Source organism: Chitinophaga pinensis, assembly GCF_007896845.1.
Taxonomy (GTDB): domain Bacteria; phylum Bacteroidota; class Bacteroidia; order Chitinophagales; family Chitinophagaceae; genus Chitinophaga; species Chitinophaga pinensis_C.
Window position 1 is genome coordinate 1 of the sequence record NZ_VOHS01000070.1, and the last position, 16,089, is coordinate 16,089.

The 16,089-nt window shown below is 44.3% G+C and carries 17 protein-coding genes and 1 pseudogene; 9 read left to right on the forward strand and 9 right to left on the reverse strand.

Annotated features, from left to right (window positions below):
• Nucleotides 1-426: 426 nt before the first annotated feature.
• The 6 genes from FEF09_RS28525 to FEF09_RS28550 form a co-directional block, all read right to left on the reverse strand.
• Entirely contained in the window at nucleotides 427-855 is a 429-nt protein-coding gene (locus FEF09_RS28525) for a hypothetical protein (RefSeq protein WP_146308242.1), read from the reverse strand.
• Nucleotides 856-1,230: 375 nt separating this feature from the next.
• Complete coding sequence (locus FEF09_RS28530; RefSeq protein ID WP_146308243.1) at nucleotides 1,231-1,443, reverse strand: hypothetical protein; 213 nt, start codon at nucleotides 1,441-1,443, stop codon at nucleotides 1,231-1,233.
• Nucleotides 1,440-1,640: a hypothetical protein gene (locus tag FEF09_RS28535; RefSeq protein ID WP_146308244.1), complete on the reverse strand. Its 201-nt coding sequence runs from the start codon at nucleotides 1,638-1,640 to the stop codon at nucleotides 1,440-1,442. Before FEF09_RS28535 ends, FEF09_RS28530 begins: the two co-directional genes overlap by 4 nt.
• An 8-nt stretch (nucleotides 1,641-1,648) precedes the next feature.
• Complete coding sequence (locus tag FEF09_RS28540) at nucleotides 1,649-3,409, reverse strand: hypothetical protein (protein WP_146308245.1); 1,761 nt, start codon at nucleotides 3,407-3,409, stop codon at nucleotides 1,649-1,651.
• 464 nt (nucleotides 3,410-3,873) lie between these two features.
• Nucleotides 3,874-4,692, reverse strand: coding sequence for an SOS response-associated peptidase (locus tag FEF09_RS28545; RefSeq protein WP_146308246.1), 819 nt, complete (start codon nucleotides 4,690-4,692; stop codon nucleotides 3,874-3,876).
• A gap of 4 nt (nucleotides 4,693-4,696) precedes the next feature.
• Entirely contained in the window at nucleotides 4,697-5,188 is a 492-nt protein-coding gene (locus FEF09_RS28550) for a hypothetical protein (RefSeq protein ID WP_146308247.1), read from the reverse strand.
• A gap of 420 nt (nucleotides 5,189-5,608) precedes the next feature.
• Here FEF09_RS28550 and FEF09_RS28555 point away from each other — a divergent pair, with 420 nt between their 5' ends.
• The 4 genes from FEF09_RS28555 (at nucleotide 5,609) to FEF09_RS28570 (ending at nucleotide 8,826) form a co-directional block, all read left to right on the forward strand.
• The gene (locus FEF09_RS28555) at nucleotides 5,609-6,616 is read left to right on the forward strand and encodes a hypothetical protein (RefSeq protein ID WP_146308248.1); all 1,008 of its coding nucleotides are present in this window, start codon (nucleotides 5,609-5,611) and stop codon (nucleotides 6,614-6,616) included.
• 346 nt (nucleotides 6,617-6,962) lie between these two features.
• Nucleotides 6,963-7,409, forward strand: a complete 447-nt coding sequence (locus FEF09_RS28560) for a MauE/DoxX family redox-associated membrane protein (protein ID WP_146308249.1) — start codon at nucleotides 6,963-6,965, stop codon at nucleotides 7,407-7,409.
• Between the two features lie 11 nt (nucleotides 7,410-7,420).
• Nucleotides 7,421-8,476 carry a hypothetical protein gene (locus FEF09_RS28565; RefSeq protein ID WP_146308250.1) on the forward strand — a complete coding sequence of 352 codons (1,056 nt, stop codon included), beginning with the start codon at nucleotides 7,421-7,423 and terminating at the stop codon, nucleotides 8,474-8,476.
• An 86-nt stretch (nucleotides 8,477-8,562) separates the two neighbouring features.
• Nucleotides 8,563-8,826 (forward strand): DUF6520 family protein, encoded by a 264-nt coding sequence (locus tag FEF09_RS28570; protein WP_146308251.1) that lies wholly within the window; start codon nucleotides 8,563-8,565, stop codon nucleotides 8,824-8,826.
• 79 nt (nucleotides 8,827-8,905) lie between these two features.
• On the opposite strand, the gene FEF09_RS28575 is transcribed toward FEF09_RS28570, so the two are convergent.
• The gene (locus tag FEF09_RS28575) at nucleotides 8,906-9,655 is read right to left on the reverse strand and encodes a hypothetical protein (protein WP_146308252.1); all 750 of its coding nucleotides are present in this window, start codon (nucleotides 9,653-9,655) and stop codon (nucleotides 8,906-8,908) included.
• Between the two features lie 243 nt (nucleotides 9,656-9,898).
• Here FEF09_RS28575 and FEF09_RS28580 point away from each other — a divergent pair, with 243 nt between their 5' ends.
• Nucleotides 9,899-10,477, forward strand: a complete 579-nt coding sequence (locus FEF09_RS28580) for a YdeI/OmpD-associated family protein (RefSeq protein ID WP_146308253.1) — start codon at nucleotides 9,899-9,901, stop codon at nucleotides 10,475-10,477.
• Between the two features lie 59 nt (nucleotides 10,478-10,536).
• Here FEF09_RS28580 and FEF09_RS28585 read toward each other — a convergent pair whose 3' ends face one another.
• Entirely contained in the window at nucleotides 10,537-11,433 is an 897-nt protein-coding gene (locus FEF09_RS28585) for a DUF6263 family protein (protein ID WP_146308254.1), read from the reverse strand.
• Nucleotides 11,434-11,784: 351 nt separating this feature from the next.
• Between FEF09_RS28585 and FEF09_RS34600 the strand changes: the two genes are divergently transcribed.
• From FEF09_RS34600 to FEF09_RS28595, 3 genes are all read left to right on the forward strand, one after another.
• Nucleotides 11,785-13,239, forward strand: coding sequence for a peroxidase family protein (locus FEF09_RS34600; protein ID WP_315898198.1), 1,455 nt, complete (start codon nucleotides 11,785-11,787; stop codon nucleotides 13,237-13,239).
• A complete protein-coding gene (locus tag FEF09_RS34605) occupies nucleotides 13,221-14,063 on the forward strand; it encodes a peroxidase family protein (protein WP_315898199.1) in 843 nt (280 codons plus the stop codon). Before FEF09_RS34600 ends, FEF09_RS34605 begins: the two co-directional genes overlap by 19 nt.
• Nucleotides 14,064-14,212: 149 nt before the next feature.
• Nucleotides 14,213-14,641 carry a hypothetical protein gene (locus tag FEF09_RS28595; protein WP_222597233.1) on the forward strand — a complete coding sequence of 143 codons (429 nt, stop codon included), beginning with the start codon at nucleotides 14,213-14,215 and terminating at the stop codon, nucleotides 14,639-14,641.
• A 337-nt stretch (nucleotides 14,642-14,978) separates the two neighbouring features.
• On the opposite strand, the gene FEF09_RS28605 is transcribed toward FEF09_RS28595, so the two are convergent.
• Nucleotides 14,979-15,377, reverse strand: a complete 399-nt coding sequence (locus FEF09_RS28605; protein ID WP_146308255.1) for a cupin domain-containing protein — start codon at nucleotides 15,375-15,377, stop codon at nucleotides 14,979-14,981.
• Between the two features lie 428 nt (nucleotides 15,378-15,805).
• On the opposite strand from FEF09_RS28605, the pseudogene FEF09_RS32260 reads away from it, so the two are divergent.
• A pseudogene (locus tag FEF09_RS32260) lies at nucleotides 15,806-16,089 on the forward strand (histidine kinase); the annotation flags it as partial.

The window sequence follows — 16,089 nt, forward strand, 5'->3', positions numbered from 1 at the left end:
GTTGTACGTGTATCTCCCGTACCGGTCGGCGCATCATTCACAGCAGTAATACCTAATGGTACTGTAGCTGTTGCCTGTTTGCACCACCTGCACCTGTATTACCATTATCGAAATAACCACCGTCAGTAATACTGTCGGCGGCGGATTCTGCGTAGATGAATAGTTAACTCGTTCGCTACCAGAAACGCATTGATATCAGCGATTGTACCACTTACTAATGCTGATGGCGTTCCACTCACTGTCACACCCATTCCGCTCGTCGCATTCAATTTCCGTTAGGTACCGAGAAAAGTAACTGTTACGATACTGTACCAGCATCATATCTGAGAAAGAGAATCTTTCAACGATGCAGGAATATCTTCCGTTACCGCAATACTGGTTGGCGTAGTGATCTGCGGAGCGTCATTTACTGCTGGATATTGATGGTCACACGGGAAGTACCTGCCGAGAAGGAAGTACCATCGTACGCTCTCCAATCAAACCCTGTAGTACCAGACCAGTTAGCAGTAGGTATAAAGGTGATATTACCCAGCTGTGCGGCCGGAATATCTGACCAACTACTATCACAGTACCATTCAGACGGAAACTACCGTTCAGCGGCAGACTCGTAATTCTAATACTATCAGTGTGCACCATCCGATCATTATAATTAGCAGTAAAGTTTGCAGCAGTAAATGCCAGCGTATTATCTTCTGTACCATTTACAGTAAAGTTTGTTACCGTCGGTAAAGCATTCACAGTAATTGATACTGTAAAAGTAAAGTCAGCTCTGTCTGTATTGGTATCATTATTTACAATACGTATAACAGCGGTATAAACACCAACAGCATGTGCTGCCGGATTAAAGTTCACCACAAAGCTGGTATTCTGCGCAGCAGGAAGCGAGGTAACTCCCGTTGTGTTGAAATGGTAAACCCTGCATCTCCGGAGGCAACACTTACCGCTGGTGTACCTGTTAAATTAATAACCCTGTACCAACGTTGCTGACAGTGAAAGTACGTGTTACGGCAGCCGAAATAGTATTGCCAAAATCCGTCCAGTCTGTGCATTTACGGTTATACTGTTGTCTGCGATCGTAGTACCATTACCTGATACATTGATACGCGGATCTGTCAGTATAACAATCGTAGTGGTAGATGCCGGACCGTCTCCAGTCCGTCATTCAGTACAGTGGTAATAATACGGTTGGCCGGATTGGGAGAAGGATTGCTTTCTGGTATTCAATCATTCTCAGTGCAGCAACATAAGCCGCCTGTGATGCAACGCCAGATAATACGATCGTCCCTGTTCCACTGCCGTTGCAGTAATACCTGCCGGCAATGTACCATTGATGAAAATTGATTCAGCAGCTCCATCCAGTCTGTTGGTTAATGTAATTGTAGCAGAAGCGATCGTTGTACCACCCGGATCCACTACAGCAAGATCTGCATCATTGATCTTCACACCTCCAACAGTACCTGCATTGAGTAGTTCAGATAATTATATCTTCCCACTGCTCCGGAACTGTTATCAGCATCGAGGTTCGGAACCGGACAGTTATTTACATTTAAGACTCTTGTAATGAGGTTGTTGTCATAGTTACACTCCTTATAACCGGAGTTCTGGTTCACCAATGACGCCAGTGTAAATGGTGTACCCACGGCTGTTCCTACACTCCTGTAACAAAACTGCCATTGTCATTTATAACAATGGTCATCGGTACATTGAGGTCATCAAAACCGTTCATTGGAATATCATAAGTAAATACCTTACACTCTCCTTCCAGTAAGCCACTACCAAATGCACCGGTATATAATAATACAGCAGCAGGATCTGTTGTAGGATCACCGTGGTAAAAAGATACCGGCATCCCACCACTACTATTACCCGCACCGGGGTTACATACGTTGAAAGTCGCTCTGATCACATTACAGGACGGACCTTTCGCCAAAGCCACACTGGAAGCATCAAAAGCAACATCTGGTCTCGCACCGTAGTAATCCATTGACAGGAGGAACTGGTAATCCGGGTTCGCCAATCCTGTTCTGTTGGTAACGGTTAGCTGCGTCTTATCTGCTGATAACGTAAAGACGATATCATAAGAATTGGGCCCCTTAAAACCGACCGTATTCGCATGAGCACGGGCACTGCTGCCATTTAAAGCGACGCCTTTGAATGCAAAGTTGTCATCTCGTCTGTTCGTACCATCGAGACCTACCTGCTGATAGAAATAACCGGTAGCAGTCTCAGTGGTCAGATCGATATAAGCATATGCTGCAATCGAGTTTTCATTACTTTCTCTATCGGTATTACACGCATTACCTGTCTCATTAAAGTAAATAGCGTTGGTACCGGGAGGTATATTAAAAGTTCTGCTGATACCTGTTGTAGAACTGACACCTTTAGGGATCGGCTGAATATCAGAATTGATGAACTCAGCACTCATTCCCTGTCCTACTCTATGATAGAACTCCACCACATAGGCATCATCGAAGTCTCTCGCATAGTTCGCGTCACGCCTGATCACCAGATTGGTACCGCTGACATATATCTGCGGATTATACACCCCTACTGCGCCTGCGCTGGTCAGTTTGGAGGTATAATCACCTGTGATCGCGGCCGATGAAAGGAAGTTCATCGTCGAAGAACTCGCTAGGTTATTGATAACATATGTAGAACGTCTGTCAACAGAACCACCATTCGCCAGTGTAACGAAACCATCTGTAAAACCGGCATCCATGTCTATAGTAACACGGAGATTAGAGTAACCTTCCTCTGTACCTGCAGATGTATTGAGATCCACAGCACTTGAGTTGGTACCCTTTCCTGATATACAGATAAGGTTTGCTCCTGTCGGAATAGGAATCGTCAGATCCGTATTCGCCGTACCTGTACCATGCAACAATGCCCTTACCTGCGGATCAAGCGGGTTAATGGAGTTGTTATATGGCGACACATACTCCACATAGTATGACGAATGAATCGTATTCGCACTTTCTGTGATCGTCAACGTACTACCACTTACCGTAAAGTTTACGTTGTTCAGATTGGGAGTAGCATCCCCCAGCTTACTTGCATTAGGGATGTATGCGCCAAGAGGCACTTTCTGCCAGCCATACAGGTTAGTACCTGAACCATCCACAAAGGTGTTCTTTGCAAAGTTCACGTAACCGGAAGATGTATTGGAAGTCAGGTCAATGATTGCATTGACAGTCATGAAATCCTCATCGCCCTGTGGGTTATCCAACAGGGTAGTGATTCCCGTCTCAGAAGAGATATACACTGTAATTGACCTTGTACCTGCAGGGATGTTAAATACGGGTGCTGCCCCTCCGGGCGCTCTGTACCTGGTCTCAATTCCCAGAATGTCCCCCTTTTTTCCCCCACTGGGGTTACAGGGGCTGTACGGCATCTGGCCGAACGTCACCATTGAACAGAATATCAAGACCAGGCTTGATAAAACGTTTACGATACGTGTTTTCATAGATATAGTGATGGGCTACCTCATGTAACCGCTGATTCATATGTATAGGGAAAGGTTTTTCTGTACATTACAACACATTGCGAAGGAAACAGGGGTAGAAAAATTTCCGATAATCTGTCCTATGTGAAAAATGATGATTACCAGTCCTACAACCAATGAACAAATATATTAAAATAATTAAATAGAAGAAATGTTTATATATATATTTTCTAATGAGTCTACTCAGTAAAATCTTTTGCCCTGAAATACAATCTGTTGGCGCCTTGGCAAGCATTACTCATATAAGTAGTAAATGATTTATCTGACATTACTGTGGCTTTTTGAGGGCTTAAGAAGGCATAAAAACAGACAGGCCACACGCTGCTAAAATTTGCAACATGTGGCCTGTAATATTATCACTGAAATATCGTTTAAAACAAAGACGTCTGTGTAGCGCTTCCTTTCGGATAATCATTCCCCAGTTCCGGCAGATTGGGCCATTCCCAGTAAGCATCCTTTGCCTTGCCATCAGGACGACTTTTCTTACCGCTCAGGGTAAAAACAGTATGATAACTTAACTGGTCCGGCGGCAGCCGATACTGTAAAATCTCTTTTACATCTCCTTTGGTTCTGCTGGCAGAGATCCATTGCTTTCCCATATCCAATGGCAAAAACAAAGGCATCCGGTGCGGATTATTTCCTCCATTATGAATCTGTCGCATCACTTCATTGGCCTCCGTCGTAACCATCGTAAAACTACCCACCTGCACCAACTGTCCTTTTGCATCATGCTCGTGATGTAACTGATACATGCCAGGCACATAAAAAGGATGCAGCTCCGGCTGATGATTGGTGCGGACCGCATACGGCACTTTATTACTCCATCCATGAATATGACGGTACTCGAAAATACTGGTAACTGGTATCAATACAGGCTGTCTGACCAATCCGGATTTATACCAGAAAGAGTTTTCATCCAATATTCTTTCCGCACGGGCATTCACCATATCCAGTCTTCGCGATACGATCTTATCTCTGTCTTTTTCAAACAAGGGAACCACTCCCCACGACATCTCAGAAAGTACCATCCGGTCCTGTTGCCGGGAAATCACATCTGTAAGCGGAAATGCTGTAGAATCTATATAAATCAAGCCCTCTTCATCAAATACAACCCGCTTGTCATTTTCCAATTCCGGAAAAGCATCAATGGTCAATTCTATTTCACAATGCATAGAGATACTTCTGCACATATTATTATCTGATCATTTCATAAAACAATACTTCCTTTCTCTGTTGACCGGAAGTGATAACTGCCATAAACCTTCCTGATATCACTTTCAGTGTGACATCATACCCACCATCATTTTTCATCCGTAACTGACTTCTGATGTAATTGCTCACCTTCAGTTTATACAGTTGCGTCAGTTTTTTACAAGCCGTCACATCAGGCGTCGTACTATAAAAGAACTGATATCCGGTTGAAGGATCCAGTAATGATAGCAACTTCTCCTGATCGGCCTTATCTGCCAGATGAAGCATTTTCCCCTCTCCCTGATGTAACTCCCCCAGATGAGACAATGCCTGCGCAAGTGTCGTATAAGCCGTAGCCATAAAACCTTTGTTCATCGCTACACCCGGATACTGAAACTTTTGCAGCACGATATAACAATGTGCATGCTGCAATAGCATCTCTATGAATGCAGGCGTCACTACCTCAAATGGATTATATGTCAGTGAGCGGTTCATTTCGCGGGCATAAAAATAAACAAACTTCGGGCATCCCGGTAATTTGTCTGTAATAGCTGCAAAAAAGCATTAGGAAATAGATTAAGTTGATGGGTTGCTGTACCATCAGTGCAGCCATTATTGTCAAACAGTGTACAACAAAGCATTTCATCCATTATTTTAGCAATCAGTGAGCAAAAAAATAATAAACAGAAAACTTGCAGCTCATTTTTTTTAAGCTAAGTTTACGGCGCAATTAATTACAACTAAAGAAAACATACATGTCAACCCGTATTAAATATACCAGATAGCACAACATTATATAAACCCTTTTTTTAACCCGATAAAGTACTTAACCCAATTCCTGTTTTATGAGGTATCATTACCATCATACCGGTAATTCTATCCCATGCTTATTGTTTAACTCAAAATAGAAAACCCATGAAAAGAACGACGCTAGTATCGTTTCTCCTCGTTGGTGTGCTCTTTACTTTCAACGCATGTAAGAAAGAAACAGCCGCACCTGTTCAGACAACAACACCAGAAGACAAAACAACTGTTACTGTAGAAAACGGTCGTCTGGCATTTAAGACAACTAAAGACTTCTATGAGCACATCGATGCTGCCACTCCGGATGCAGCTCCTGCCGGTTTCCACACCCTGTATGCAGCCCTGAAAGAAGCATATGGTGAACCGGGTAAAGACAAGAAACCTGTATTATCAGCTACGCTGACTGATCTCGAGGCATTTAACTTCCCTACCGCATTCCTCGCCACCCTGAATGAAAAAGGTGAAGTAAAAGTAGGTGACGAAATCATCTGGTACCACAATGGTAACAAATACTTTATTCCTGTTACTGATGAAGCCAGTCTGGAGACAACCAAACAAAAGCCTGAGCGTATCAAAAAATTCATTCCGACTAAAGTATCTTTGTTAGGTGCAAGAACACAACTGGACATCAGAGGACTGAATGCACGTCATCAGTATGCCTTCCAGCCTACCGATCGTTTTACAGGTGCTCCGCTGACTGGTAGCGCAAGAAAATTCGTTCATGAGATCTACGGTACATTTGATGGTTATTATGATGCGCTTCCCGGTATCAAAGGTTACAAAGCTTATATTGTACTCCGTTTGAAAATGGAATGGCAAGGCTGTTGCGACTGGAATCCAAACGCCAGTGAAGAAAGAACAGAAATCATAAACATTAACGGTACCGCTACGCTACTGGGTATCAGCAATAACTTCGGTAACTACATGGCGGGTCCTAACTTCTCTATCAGCACACAAAAAGTGACACGCGAAAACTGGGATGTACCTCTGGCCTCTTATAACGGTATCGGTACACTCACCAATAATAACTGGGAAATTGAATTAAACGGTACTATTACTTCCTACTTCAACGGCGATGTTGATACCAACAGATGGATCAACACCGGCGCATTATGGTAGTAGATTATTGACGGTTTTTTCATAGACACAAAAGACGTTCTTAACGAACGTCTTTTGTGTTTCTACATCTTCATGAAAATAAAGCCCTATTCCCCAAAGACAGTATTCAGTCTGACAACGCACTATTGACGACACAGCCAGCACTCGAATGGAAGCGCATGAATGCAATAAAAAATATCGCAGGATGCTAATGTTCAGAATATTTCCTTAAATTCGGATTCAAGATAGCCAGCGAAACACGTGAGAACCGGGGAGACGATCCTTAAACTGTCTCAAATCTCCAATTATATTTACTTACATGCCCGAATTAAATGAGATTACACTTTAACCTGTAAACCCATATTCCATGTTAAGAAGAACTGTTCTAGAGACCATCCGTCTCTTGTTCATTCTATTGTTCGTTTACACAGCCGTCAGCAAATTCCTCGATTATGAAAACTTCCGTGCCGTAATAGGACAATCTCCTTTATTAACCAGATTCGCACCAGTATTAGCCATAGTAGTACCTGTGGCCGAAATCGTCATTGCGCTGATGCTGGTTCTCCCAAAATACCGGCGTGCCGGTCTGTATGCATCATTTGCTATAATGATGCTGTTTACTACATATATAATTGTGCTCATGACACTGGCAGAAAAGATCCCCTGCTCCTGCGGCGGTGTCATCTCCCGTATGACATGGACACAACACCTTTATTTCAATATTTTCTTTGTGCTGCTTGCGCTGCTGGGTATGTGGCTATATACCAGACCAGCCGATAATGACCATCCATCCAGACGACTTGTTCACGCATAACTGAACACAACATGATGCAAAAGCCCTTTCATTTTGCAGCTGCCTGTACGGCGGCCTGCCTCCTGCTTGTGCTTATACTCTACGCATTTGCAGATAAACCCAACGAACGTAAAAATGGGTTCTCACGTAGTATACCTGCCGTAAAGGCTGTATTGGAACGTACGCTCGAACTGAAGTACCCTGCTTATTATATCGCAGGAGCAACGGATCAACATCTTTATCTGGGGAACTATTCAGCTTCTTTACACCTGTTGACGGTCGATCAGATGCTGAAAGACACACAACAATTGACTTTCAGACTCGCAGCAGAAGAACGTTACGCATGGAAACTGGCCAGAATCATGGTCGATTCTCCTGCTGTTTATATGGCGGAAGGGAATACTCCTGCCCTCTACAGCGGGGATCTTAATAGCTTAGGTCTGCAAAAATTCCTGCCACAAAGTTGCTTCTTTAATATGCTGCAGAACATCTCCCCTACCTCTTTTATTTCCCGTAGTATCCATGTTGATGCTCTGGGCAACCAGCAAAATATATTGGCTAAGATTAAAACGGACTCCCCTTATGTAACATTAAGTCCGGGCAGTATCACGAAACAGGTAGATGGCATATTCTGTACTGACGGCACATATGATTATGACAAACAAACAGGCAGGCTGGTATATGCCTATCATTACCGTAATGAGTTTGTAGTACTGGATTCCAATCTTCAGCGACAATACACGGGAAATACATTGGATACAAACACAAGAGCAAAGATACAGGTGGCCAGTATGTCAACCGGTACCAGTAAATTTTCCGCACCTCCGGTCTATGTCAACAGCAGGGTCAGAACCACTGACAACAGGATCTATATATTATCAACCCTGATTGCTGATAATGAAAACAAACAGGTGAGACGAGAGCAGGAAATCATCGATGTATATGCATTGGATAACGGCAAGTACCTCTATACACTATACGTGCCTCTTCCCACCGAAGATCGTATCACAGACTTTATTGTAAAAGGCAATCAGCTGTTTACTTTACACGACCACACACTACACGCATACGCTATTCCCACGCGCTAATAATATTTCTATTGCAATAGAACAGGCGTCGCCGAAAACCTGTAGAAAATAGTAGGCATACATCCGAATTCAAAATTTTCACTGTCATGAACTTTAGAAAAATTGGATTATCAGTAAGCGCATTTGCTTTGGCCATTGCCGGCGCTTTTGCCACCAATGCCCAATCACCCGGATCTGGATATACCAATCTGCAGCAGGTCCCCAGCCAGGGATCGCCCTGTGTATACCGGGGCTCCTGTGGCGGAGGTTTTAATACCTGCCGGGTAACGCTGTCTGGTGTAGGCACTGTACAGCTGCTCCAATTGGAGTCTAACGGTACATGCAGTAGCACAGTACTTTCACAACCTTGATCAAAGGGTATAAAACAAAAGCCTTGCAAGGTCGCAAGGCTTTTGTTTGAAATGTATCTGTAAAGAAGGTAGTCTGTCCTCATTTATACCGCTTTACCACCCGGAATATAAACCTTTGTGGTTCATCTGTTACACCAGATGCCATCCTCCTTTGTTTCAGCATGTCTGACTTCCAGTAGGCGTTCGCTTTGGCGCTATCGGTCACTGCCACTACCAGGACTATTTTCTTATCGTTGTCTGCATCATGTCCATATGCCCTTACTGCCAGACCATTATCCAGCCGTTCCTGTTGCCCTTCTGTAAATGCCTTCTGCCACGCATCCCAGTCTTTTACTGTAAAAGTTGTCCATGAACGTACGTCAGACGCGATACTGACAGTGTCCTGATAAGTCATTGTCACAAAGGCAAACAAAGGTGTACCCGTTACGCCTCCTTTCTGCATTGCCTTCTTCAGGCCCGCATCTTTACTGAAAGCCTTCGCCTTCTCCATGTCATCTACTTTCACGGCCACAACAACGACATTACTGTCCTGCATTCCACGCCCTATCACGTAACTGTGCAATTGATTGGCCTGTCGCATGGAATCATGCTCTTCGTACGAAGGCAGCCATTTTGAGAAGTTAGCCACCTTATGTCTTACCACCATCATTTGCTGAGGCGTCGTAACAATGGGAGATGTGGTGCCGGGGTCTGTCTTAACAACGACTGTACTGTCTACAATAATCGTGGTATCTGTCGCATTCTTTTCCTGATGCTGTCCGCCGCAGGAGATCAGGGATACTGCGACACTTACATAAGCGAATACGCTTATGAATCTTAGCTGGTTCATTGATGAGTGTTTTAAATTAAATAATTACAGGTTCAGTGGTGTATGTTGTAAAAAAGCCAGACAGGAGGAATGCCGCTTATCAGACAGCTGAATGCTGTGTTTCAGATCGATATACTAACATATGGTAAGCTTATTTTGTTCCGGGCACACGGATAAACGGTTAAAATTCTTCCGGAGCTCCTGACATAGGGCTGTCACTTCCATCCTTTAGCTTTGTGTCATTACAATGAAATAATATCTTTTATGCAGGAAAAAGACAGCGAGACTTTTTGTCCGGTTGACCGGTCCCAATGGAGAGCATGGTTGCTGAAAAACCATCAGCAAAAACAATCCATCTGGCTGATCTATTATAAAAAACAAGCGGGAATCAATACGATGAGCCGTAGTGAAGGAATAGATGAAGCGCTCTGTTTTGGCTGGATAGATAGTACTGCAAGACCTATTGATGATGAGAAATTCATGCAGCTTTTTACCCGCAGGAAGCCAAATAGTGTATGGTCAGCGATCAACAAAGAAAAAGTGAAACGGTTGGTGGCAGGTGGATTAATGATGCCTGCAGGGGCCAAATGTATTGAGATTGCTAAAAAGAATGGTTCGTGGTCAATTTTAGATGAGGTGGAAATGTTGAAGATTCCGAAGGATCTGACGGCCGCATTCAAACTATATCCCGGTTCAAAAGCCTTTTTTACGGGACTAAGCAAGACCGTCCGGAAAGGTATGTTACAATGGCTGGTATTGGCCAAACGCCCCGAAACCAGACAAAAAAGAATAATAGAGATTGCCGTACTTGCCGCGCAACAATTAAAACCTAAACAGTTTTAATCAGCCGCTATTGTTCAAAAGAAATAGCGCTCCGGTTCAACATCCGGAGCGCACGGTAATTATTTCTTCTGCATTTCGTTCTTCACTGTCTTGATCACCAGTCTGGTAATATTACCTGCTCTTGGCTTCATATCATCCTTCACGGCAGACTGTGTCACCAATCCTGTTTTAACATCAACAGTGATCGTTCCTTTTCTGGAATAAGATGCCTGAATATCACTGTTAATGGCAGTACCTGAAGACACCGCGATTTCCATATGGTTACCATCATCTGATTTCACGGCATAATCTACCTGCAATGCGCCAATCTGATGGTTCCCCTCTTTGCTCCATTTATCACCGACACCTACTTCTGCATCAGGAATATAGGCCAATGCATCGTCGAATACCTTTCTGAGCTCTTCATTACTGATTGTGCCCCGCATTGTTTTCCCAAAACCCTGTGCAATAGAAGCATCATCTTCCTCCATACCGGCAAGTGCGTTATTAACCAGTGTATCCACGCCGGTTACCTGATCTACGTGCCAGTCAGGAGTAATGTAAATGGTGAATGATTTTCCCAGCATACCTTCGCCCAGTTTACGCAAACGATCATTTTGCAGATGCAGGTCCTCCGACGTGCTTTTCACTACAAACTCATTGAAATCATCTGAATTGAAACCTGTCAGATCATGCGTAAAAAGATGTTCCGTCCGCTGGTTGATTTTAAGATAAGTCCCTCTTAACATTAATTTACCTGAAGTTGTCTTTCCTATTACACGCAGGAACCAGCTGGTGGAAGCAGTCTGATTGATGGCGCGAACTCCGTCTTCATGAATGTCTGAAATGGCTGTGTTTCTGAAAATGTACTGTTCCCCTGGATTCAATACGGGAATAATTGATTTTTTTACCTGACCTGATGAGATGGAGGATAGGGAGATAAGGCCCATCATCAGGACAACAATTCTAGTGGTCATAGGTATATGCTATTGGTTTGAAAGAACAAATATATCAAAATGATCATATAAACTACTTGCCGCTTATCCCATTCTGATGAGAGTATGCCACCAGCCTTCTGCCCGCAGGGAGAATTCATTTAAACTTAATATTCCGCCGGCATCCCGGAACGCCACTGAAACCAACAGGATCTTTTATGTAAAGATTATCAAGGCTTTAAGCATTGCTCTATCAGGGAGAAATAGACATAAACTATTGAAACATAGAATTAATTAATTCCCATTATTATCTCCAATATCATAACTTTAGAAACCTGCACAAATACCCCGTGCAAGCAAGTGTTTGTTCAATACCATAAACTACTATTACAAATGGAAAAAGAATTAAACGACATCAGTAAATGCCCGTTCCACAATGGCACTTTGAAGCACAACACTGGCGGCGGTGGCACCAGGAACCGCGATTGGTGGCCAAACCAGTTAAAATTGAACATTCTGCGTCAGCACGCTCCCTCGTCGAATCCCCTCGGAGGAGATTTTAACTATGCGGAGGCCTTCAAAAGTCTGGATCTGGAAGCGGTGAAAAAAGACCTTCATGCACTCATGACCGACTCACAGGACTGGTGGCCGGCAGACTTTGGGCATTATGGTCCCTTATTTATCCGTATGGCCTGGCATAGTGCTGGCACCTATCGTGTGAATGATGGCCGTGGGGGTGCAGGATCAGGACAACAACGTTTCGCGCCTCTGAACAGCTGGCCCGATAACGTCAGCCTTGACAAAGCACGCCGCCTGCTCTGGCCGATTAAACAAAAGTACGGCCGCAACCTTTCATGGGCAGACTTACTGATCCTCACTGGTAATGTAGCGTTGGAATCCATGGGCTTTAAAACCTTCGGTTTTGCCGGTGGACGTGAAGATAAATGGGAATCAGAAGAAGATGTATACTGGGGTGCAGAAACCACCTGGCTGGGTGGTGATATACGCTATGCCCACGGTTCGGAAGGCGTACCTAAAGAGCATGGTGTAGTTTCTTCTGATGATAATGCGGATGGTGATATCCACTCCCGCAACCTTGAAAGACCACTTGCAGCCGTACAGATGGGATTGATCTACGTAAATCCGGAAGGTCCGGATGGCAATCCTGACCCTATCGCAGCTGCTAAAGATATCCGTGATACATTCGGCCGTATGGCAATGAATGATGAAGAAACAGTTGCCCTGATAGCAGGCGGGCACAGCTTCGGTAAAACCCATGGCGCGGCTCCGTCCAGTCATGTGGGTAAAGAGCCGGAAGCAGCAGGTCTGGAATCACAGGGCCTCGGCTGGAATAATAGCTATGGTTCCGGTAAAGGCGCTGACACGATCACCAGCGGACTCGAAGTAATATGGACCACTACGCCTACCCAATGGAGTAATAATTTCTTCGAAAACCTTTTCGGCTTTGAATGGGAACTGACCAAAAGCCCGGCAGGTGCTCACCAATGGGTAGCAAAAAATGCGGACGATATCATCCCTGATGCATACGACAACGCAAAAAAACACAGACCTACCATGCTCACTACCGATCTGTCTCTGAGATTTGATCCGGTATATGAGAAAATATCCAGACGCTTCCTCGAAGATGCAGACGCATTTGCAGATGCATTTGCCCGCGCATGGTTCAAACTGACTCACCGTGATATGGGCCCGCGTGTCCGTTATCTCGGACCAGATGTACCGGAAGAAGTATTGCTGTGGCAGGATCCTATTCCGGCTGTAGACCATCCCCTGATTGATGAAATGATATTGCTGCCCTCAAGGCCAAAGTGCTGGGATCAGGATTAAGCGTATCAGAACTCGTATCTACTGCATGGGCCTCTGCTTCTACTTTCCGTGGTTCCGATAAACGCGGTGGCGCCAATGGGGCACGTATCCGCCTCGCACCACAGAGATACTGGAAGGTGAACAACCCCTCTCAGTTACAGAAAGTACTGGACGTGCTGGAAGGTATTCAGAAAGAATTTAATGGCGCACAAGCCGGCGGTAAGCAGGTATCCATTGCAGACCTTATCGTACTGGCAGGTGCAGCGGGTGTAGAGAAAGCAGCCAAAGACGCAGGACAGACCGTTACAGTGCCATTTACACCCGGTCGTGGAGATGCTACGCAGGATCAGACAGATGTTGAATCTGTAGGCTTCCTCGAGCCTTTTGCTGACGGCTTCCGTAACTATCGTACCACAAAAGTACACGCATCCACAGAAGGACTACTGATTGATAAGGCCCAATTACTGACGCTTACGGCTCCCGAATTAACAGCGTTAACTGGAGGGCTCCGTGTATTGAATACCAACTATAATGGCTCTGCCGATGGTGTATTCACTAAACGTCCGGGTGTACTGACCAACGATTTCTTTGTAAATCTGCTGGATATGAATACCGCATGGAAAGCAGTATCTGCCGATAAAGAACTCTTTGAAGGCACTGATCGCACAAGTGGTGAAGTTAAATGGACCGCCACCCGTGCCGATCTGGTATTTGGCTCTAACGCCGAACTCAGAGCGATCGCGGAAGTATATGGTGCCGGAGATGGTCAGGAACTGTTCATAAAAGATTTCGTAGCTGCATGGAACAAAGTGATGAATCTGGACAGATTTGATCTCGCCAAATAGTAAGATTTAACCGTGATAAATTAAACCTCTGAAGTGCCTGAGAAGGTGCTTTAGAGGTTTTTCATTTAAATTGGACCCATTACACTAATTTCACGGCTTATTATGCCGATCCGCCACTAACATAGAAAATAGCATTATCCTGATACTTTATGAGCATCATCCCAACAAGCGAAACAATCTCAGTAGAAGAAGCCATTACAAAGGGCCATAAAATGGTCAATCTTCCGGCAATAGCCATCATGGTCCTGACAACGGTGCTCTGCATTGTTCTTGCTGTCATGAATATCATACCGGGCTGGGGAATCGGAGTAGGTATACTGGTGTCATTTGTATTGGCCTGGCTTTACTGGAGTGTGATGATCACGAAATGGAGACTCTGGGCCTTTGAAAATGTCCGCAACGTACATGAACTGAAGAAAAGAGCAATACAGGAAAAGCTAATCTGGCCGAATAAACACTTCTTCGAAAAAACTGAGATCCGCTCAGCTGCCCAGCAGGCAAAATGGGAATCATTACAGCACAGATTTTCACAAGCGGACTTCAACGCCTTTCCACCCATGGGCATCCATCAGCAATGAAGAAGCCATTATCAGAACCGGTGGCAACAACAGCACCCGTTTTCTCTCCTATGACTTTCCCGGCGGACGTGAGCTGTTTAACATCGACGATCTCGATATCACCACAGCGGAATTAAACCAACTGCTTATTTTATACCGCAACCGAAGCAGACAAAGGCGTAACTAGCCGTTTTATGTCATAGCTTTAGACTACCATCGTACTGGCATATAATCTACGTGATACTGCTTTTAAGGTGAACGCTGTTGATCCCGGCGATAGCGACTGATTATCTGAAAAAACAAAGATCGGAGTTATCATAACCCCGATCTTTTCATATTAAACATCACACACTACACTTTACTTTGCCAATACAACCAATGGCTTGCCTTTTTCCACCACATAAGTAGCCAGTTCAGCCCCCTTTACTTTCCCTACATTTCTGGCAGCGTGTTTTACGCCGGTAGGTATAAACAATACATCGCCTGCTTTCAGTTGTACTGGTTTCTTACCCTCTACTTCGTATTCCAGTGTACCATCCAGTACATAGATAATTTCTTCTCCCGGATGTGTATGCATGCCAAATGCAGCTCCCGGATCAAAATCAATACGCGCCTGAATCGTTTCTTTACCGGGAATATCCAGATCATGTCTTTGCAGTTCTGTGCGTTTAGTACCCGGTTGCTGACTGGGCGCCTGTTTTGCAAAAACAAATGCACCAATACTCATCACGGCAATAGCAGTAAGTAAAATTTTCATCTTGTCGGTTTTTTAAGCGTTTAAAAATCCTGATCTTCAGATCAGGTTTTGTTTACTTCACTTTCCCGCTATCCGGATTGGCTATAATGGGTGACGTTTACCGTTTGCGGGGATCTCTCTTGTGTTGATGATGTAAAGATATCACCCGGAAGAGGTACAGGTAAAGGAGGAATAAGGCTAAGCGGACAAGATCAGGCGTGAATCAGACATTTCGCGCGGTAAAAAACAGGACAACTTTTTAAGAAGAATACTTACGTCGTTCTATGCTGATCTGGTGTAATTCATTGATTTCACGGGGGGATGCCTTAATAGCTGTAAAACATTTAAACAGCTCTTCTATCAATCCGGTTTACTTTTCTTTGTACCTTTCCTACTATTATTGCTGTTCCTCTACCGGATTTTTCATTTCCTGACCAATATCGTATATAGTGAAAAATCAGACGATGTCTTCCACGACTAACAATAGCCATCCCTTCCGGCAACGTTATTTTTACGCCGCCTATTGGGTGATGGTCACCCTTATCTTTCTCTATGACCGCACTTATCTGATACAGAAAGCCGGTCTACCCAATTTCTTTATCTGTGCCCTTGTACGGGTGTCATTACTGATTGGGCTGGCCTGGCTGAATATTCACTGGCTGATCCCCGCTTTCTGTTGCATAAAAAGTATGGCCTTACTTTATGCTTGTATTGTTACTCTTACTGGGTTATC

Coding starts and splice junctions, on each gene's coding strand:
- FEF09_RS28595 (WP_222597233.1), top strand. CDS start 14,213: ATGAGCATCATCCCAACAAGCGAAACAATCTCAGTAGAAGAAGCCATT.
- FEF09_RS34600 (WP_315898198.1), top strand. CDS start 11,785: ATGGAAAAAGAATTAAACGACATCAGTAAATGCCCGTTCCACAATGGC.
- FEF09_RS28560 (WP_146308249.1), top strand. CDS start 6,963: ATGTTAAGAAGAACTGTTCTAGAGACCATCCGTCTCTTGTTCATTCTA.
- FEF09_RS28580 (WP_146308253.1), top strand. CDS start 9,899: ATGCAGGAAAAAGACAGCGAGACTTTTTGTCCGGTTGACCGGTCCCAA.
- FEF09_RS28550 (WP_146308247.1), bottom strand. CDS start 5,188: ATGAACCGCTCACTGACATATAATCCATTTGAGGTAGTGACGCCTGCA.
- FEF09_RS28565 (WP_146308250.1), top strand. CDS start 7,421: ATGATGCAAAAGCCCTTTCATTTTGCAGCTGCCTGTACGGCGGCCTGC.
- FEF09_RS28540 (WP_146308245.1), bottom strand. CDS start 3,409: ATGGTGACGTTCGGCCAGATGCCGTACAGCCCCTGTAACCCCAGTGGG.
- FEF09_RS28605 (WP_146308255.1), bottom strand. CDS start 15,377: ATGAAAATTTTACTTACTGCTATTGCCGTGATGAGTATTGGTGCATTT.
- FEF09_RS28555 (WP_146308248.1), top strand. CDS start 5,609: ATGAAAAGAACGACGCTAGTATCGTTTCTCCTCGTTGGTGTGCTCTTT.
- FEF09_RS28585 (WP_146308254.1), bottom strand. CDS start 11,433: ATGACCACTAGAATTGTTGTCCTGATGATGGGCCTTATCTCCCTATCC.
- FEF09_RS28570 (WP_146308251.1), top strand. CDS start 8,563: ATGAACTTTAGAAAAATTGGATTATCAGTAAGCGCATTTGCTTTGGCC.
- FEF09_RS28545 (WP_146308246.1), bottom strand. CDS start 4,692: ATGTGCAGAAGTATCTCTATGCATTGTGAAATAGAATTGACCATTGAT.
- FEF09_RS28575 (WP_146308252.1), bottom strand. CDS start 9,655: ATGAACCAGCTAAGATTCATAAGCGTATTCGCTTATGTAAGTGTCGCA.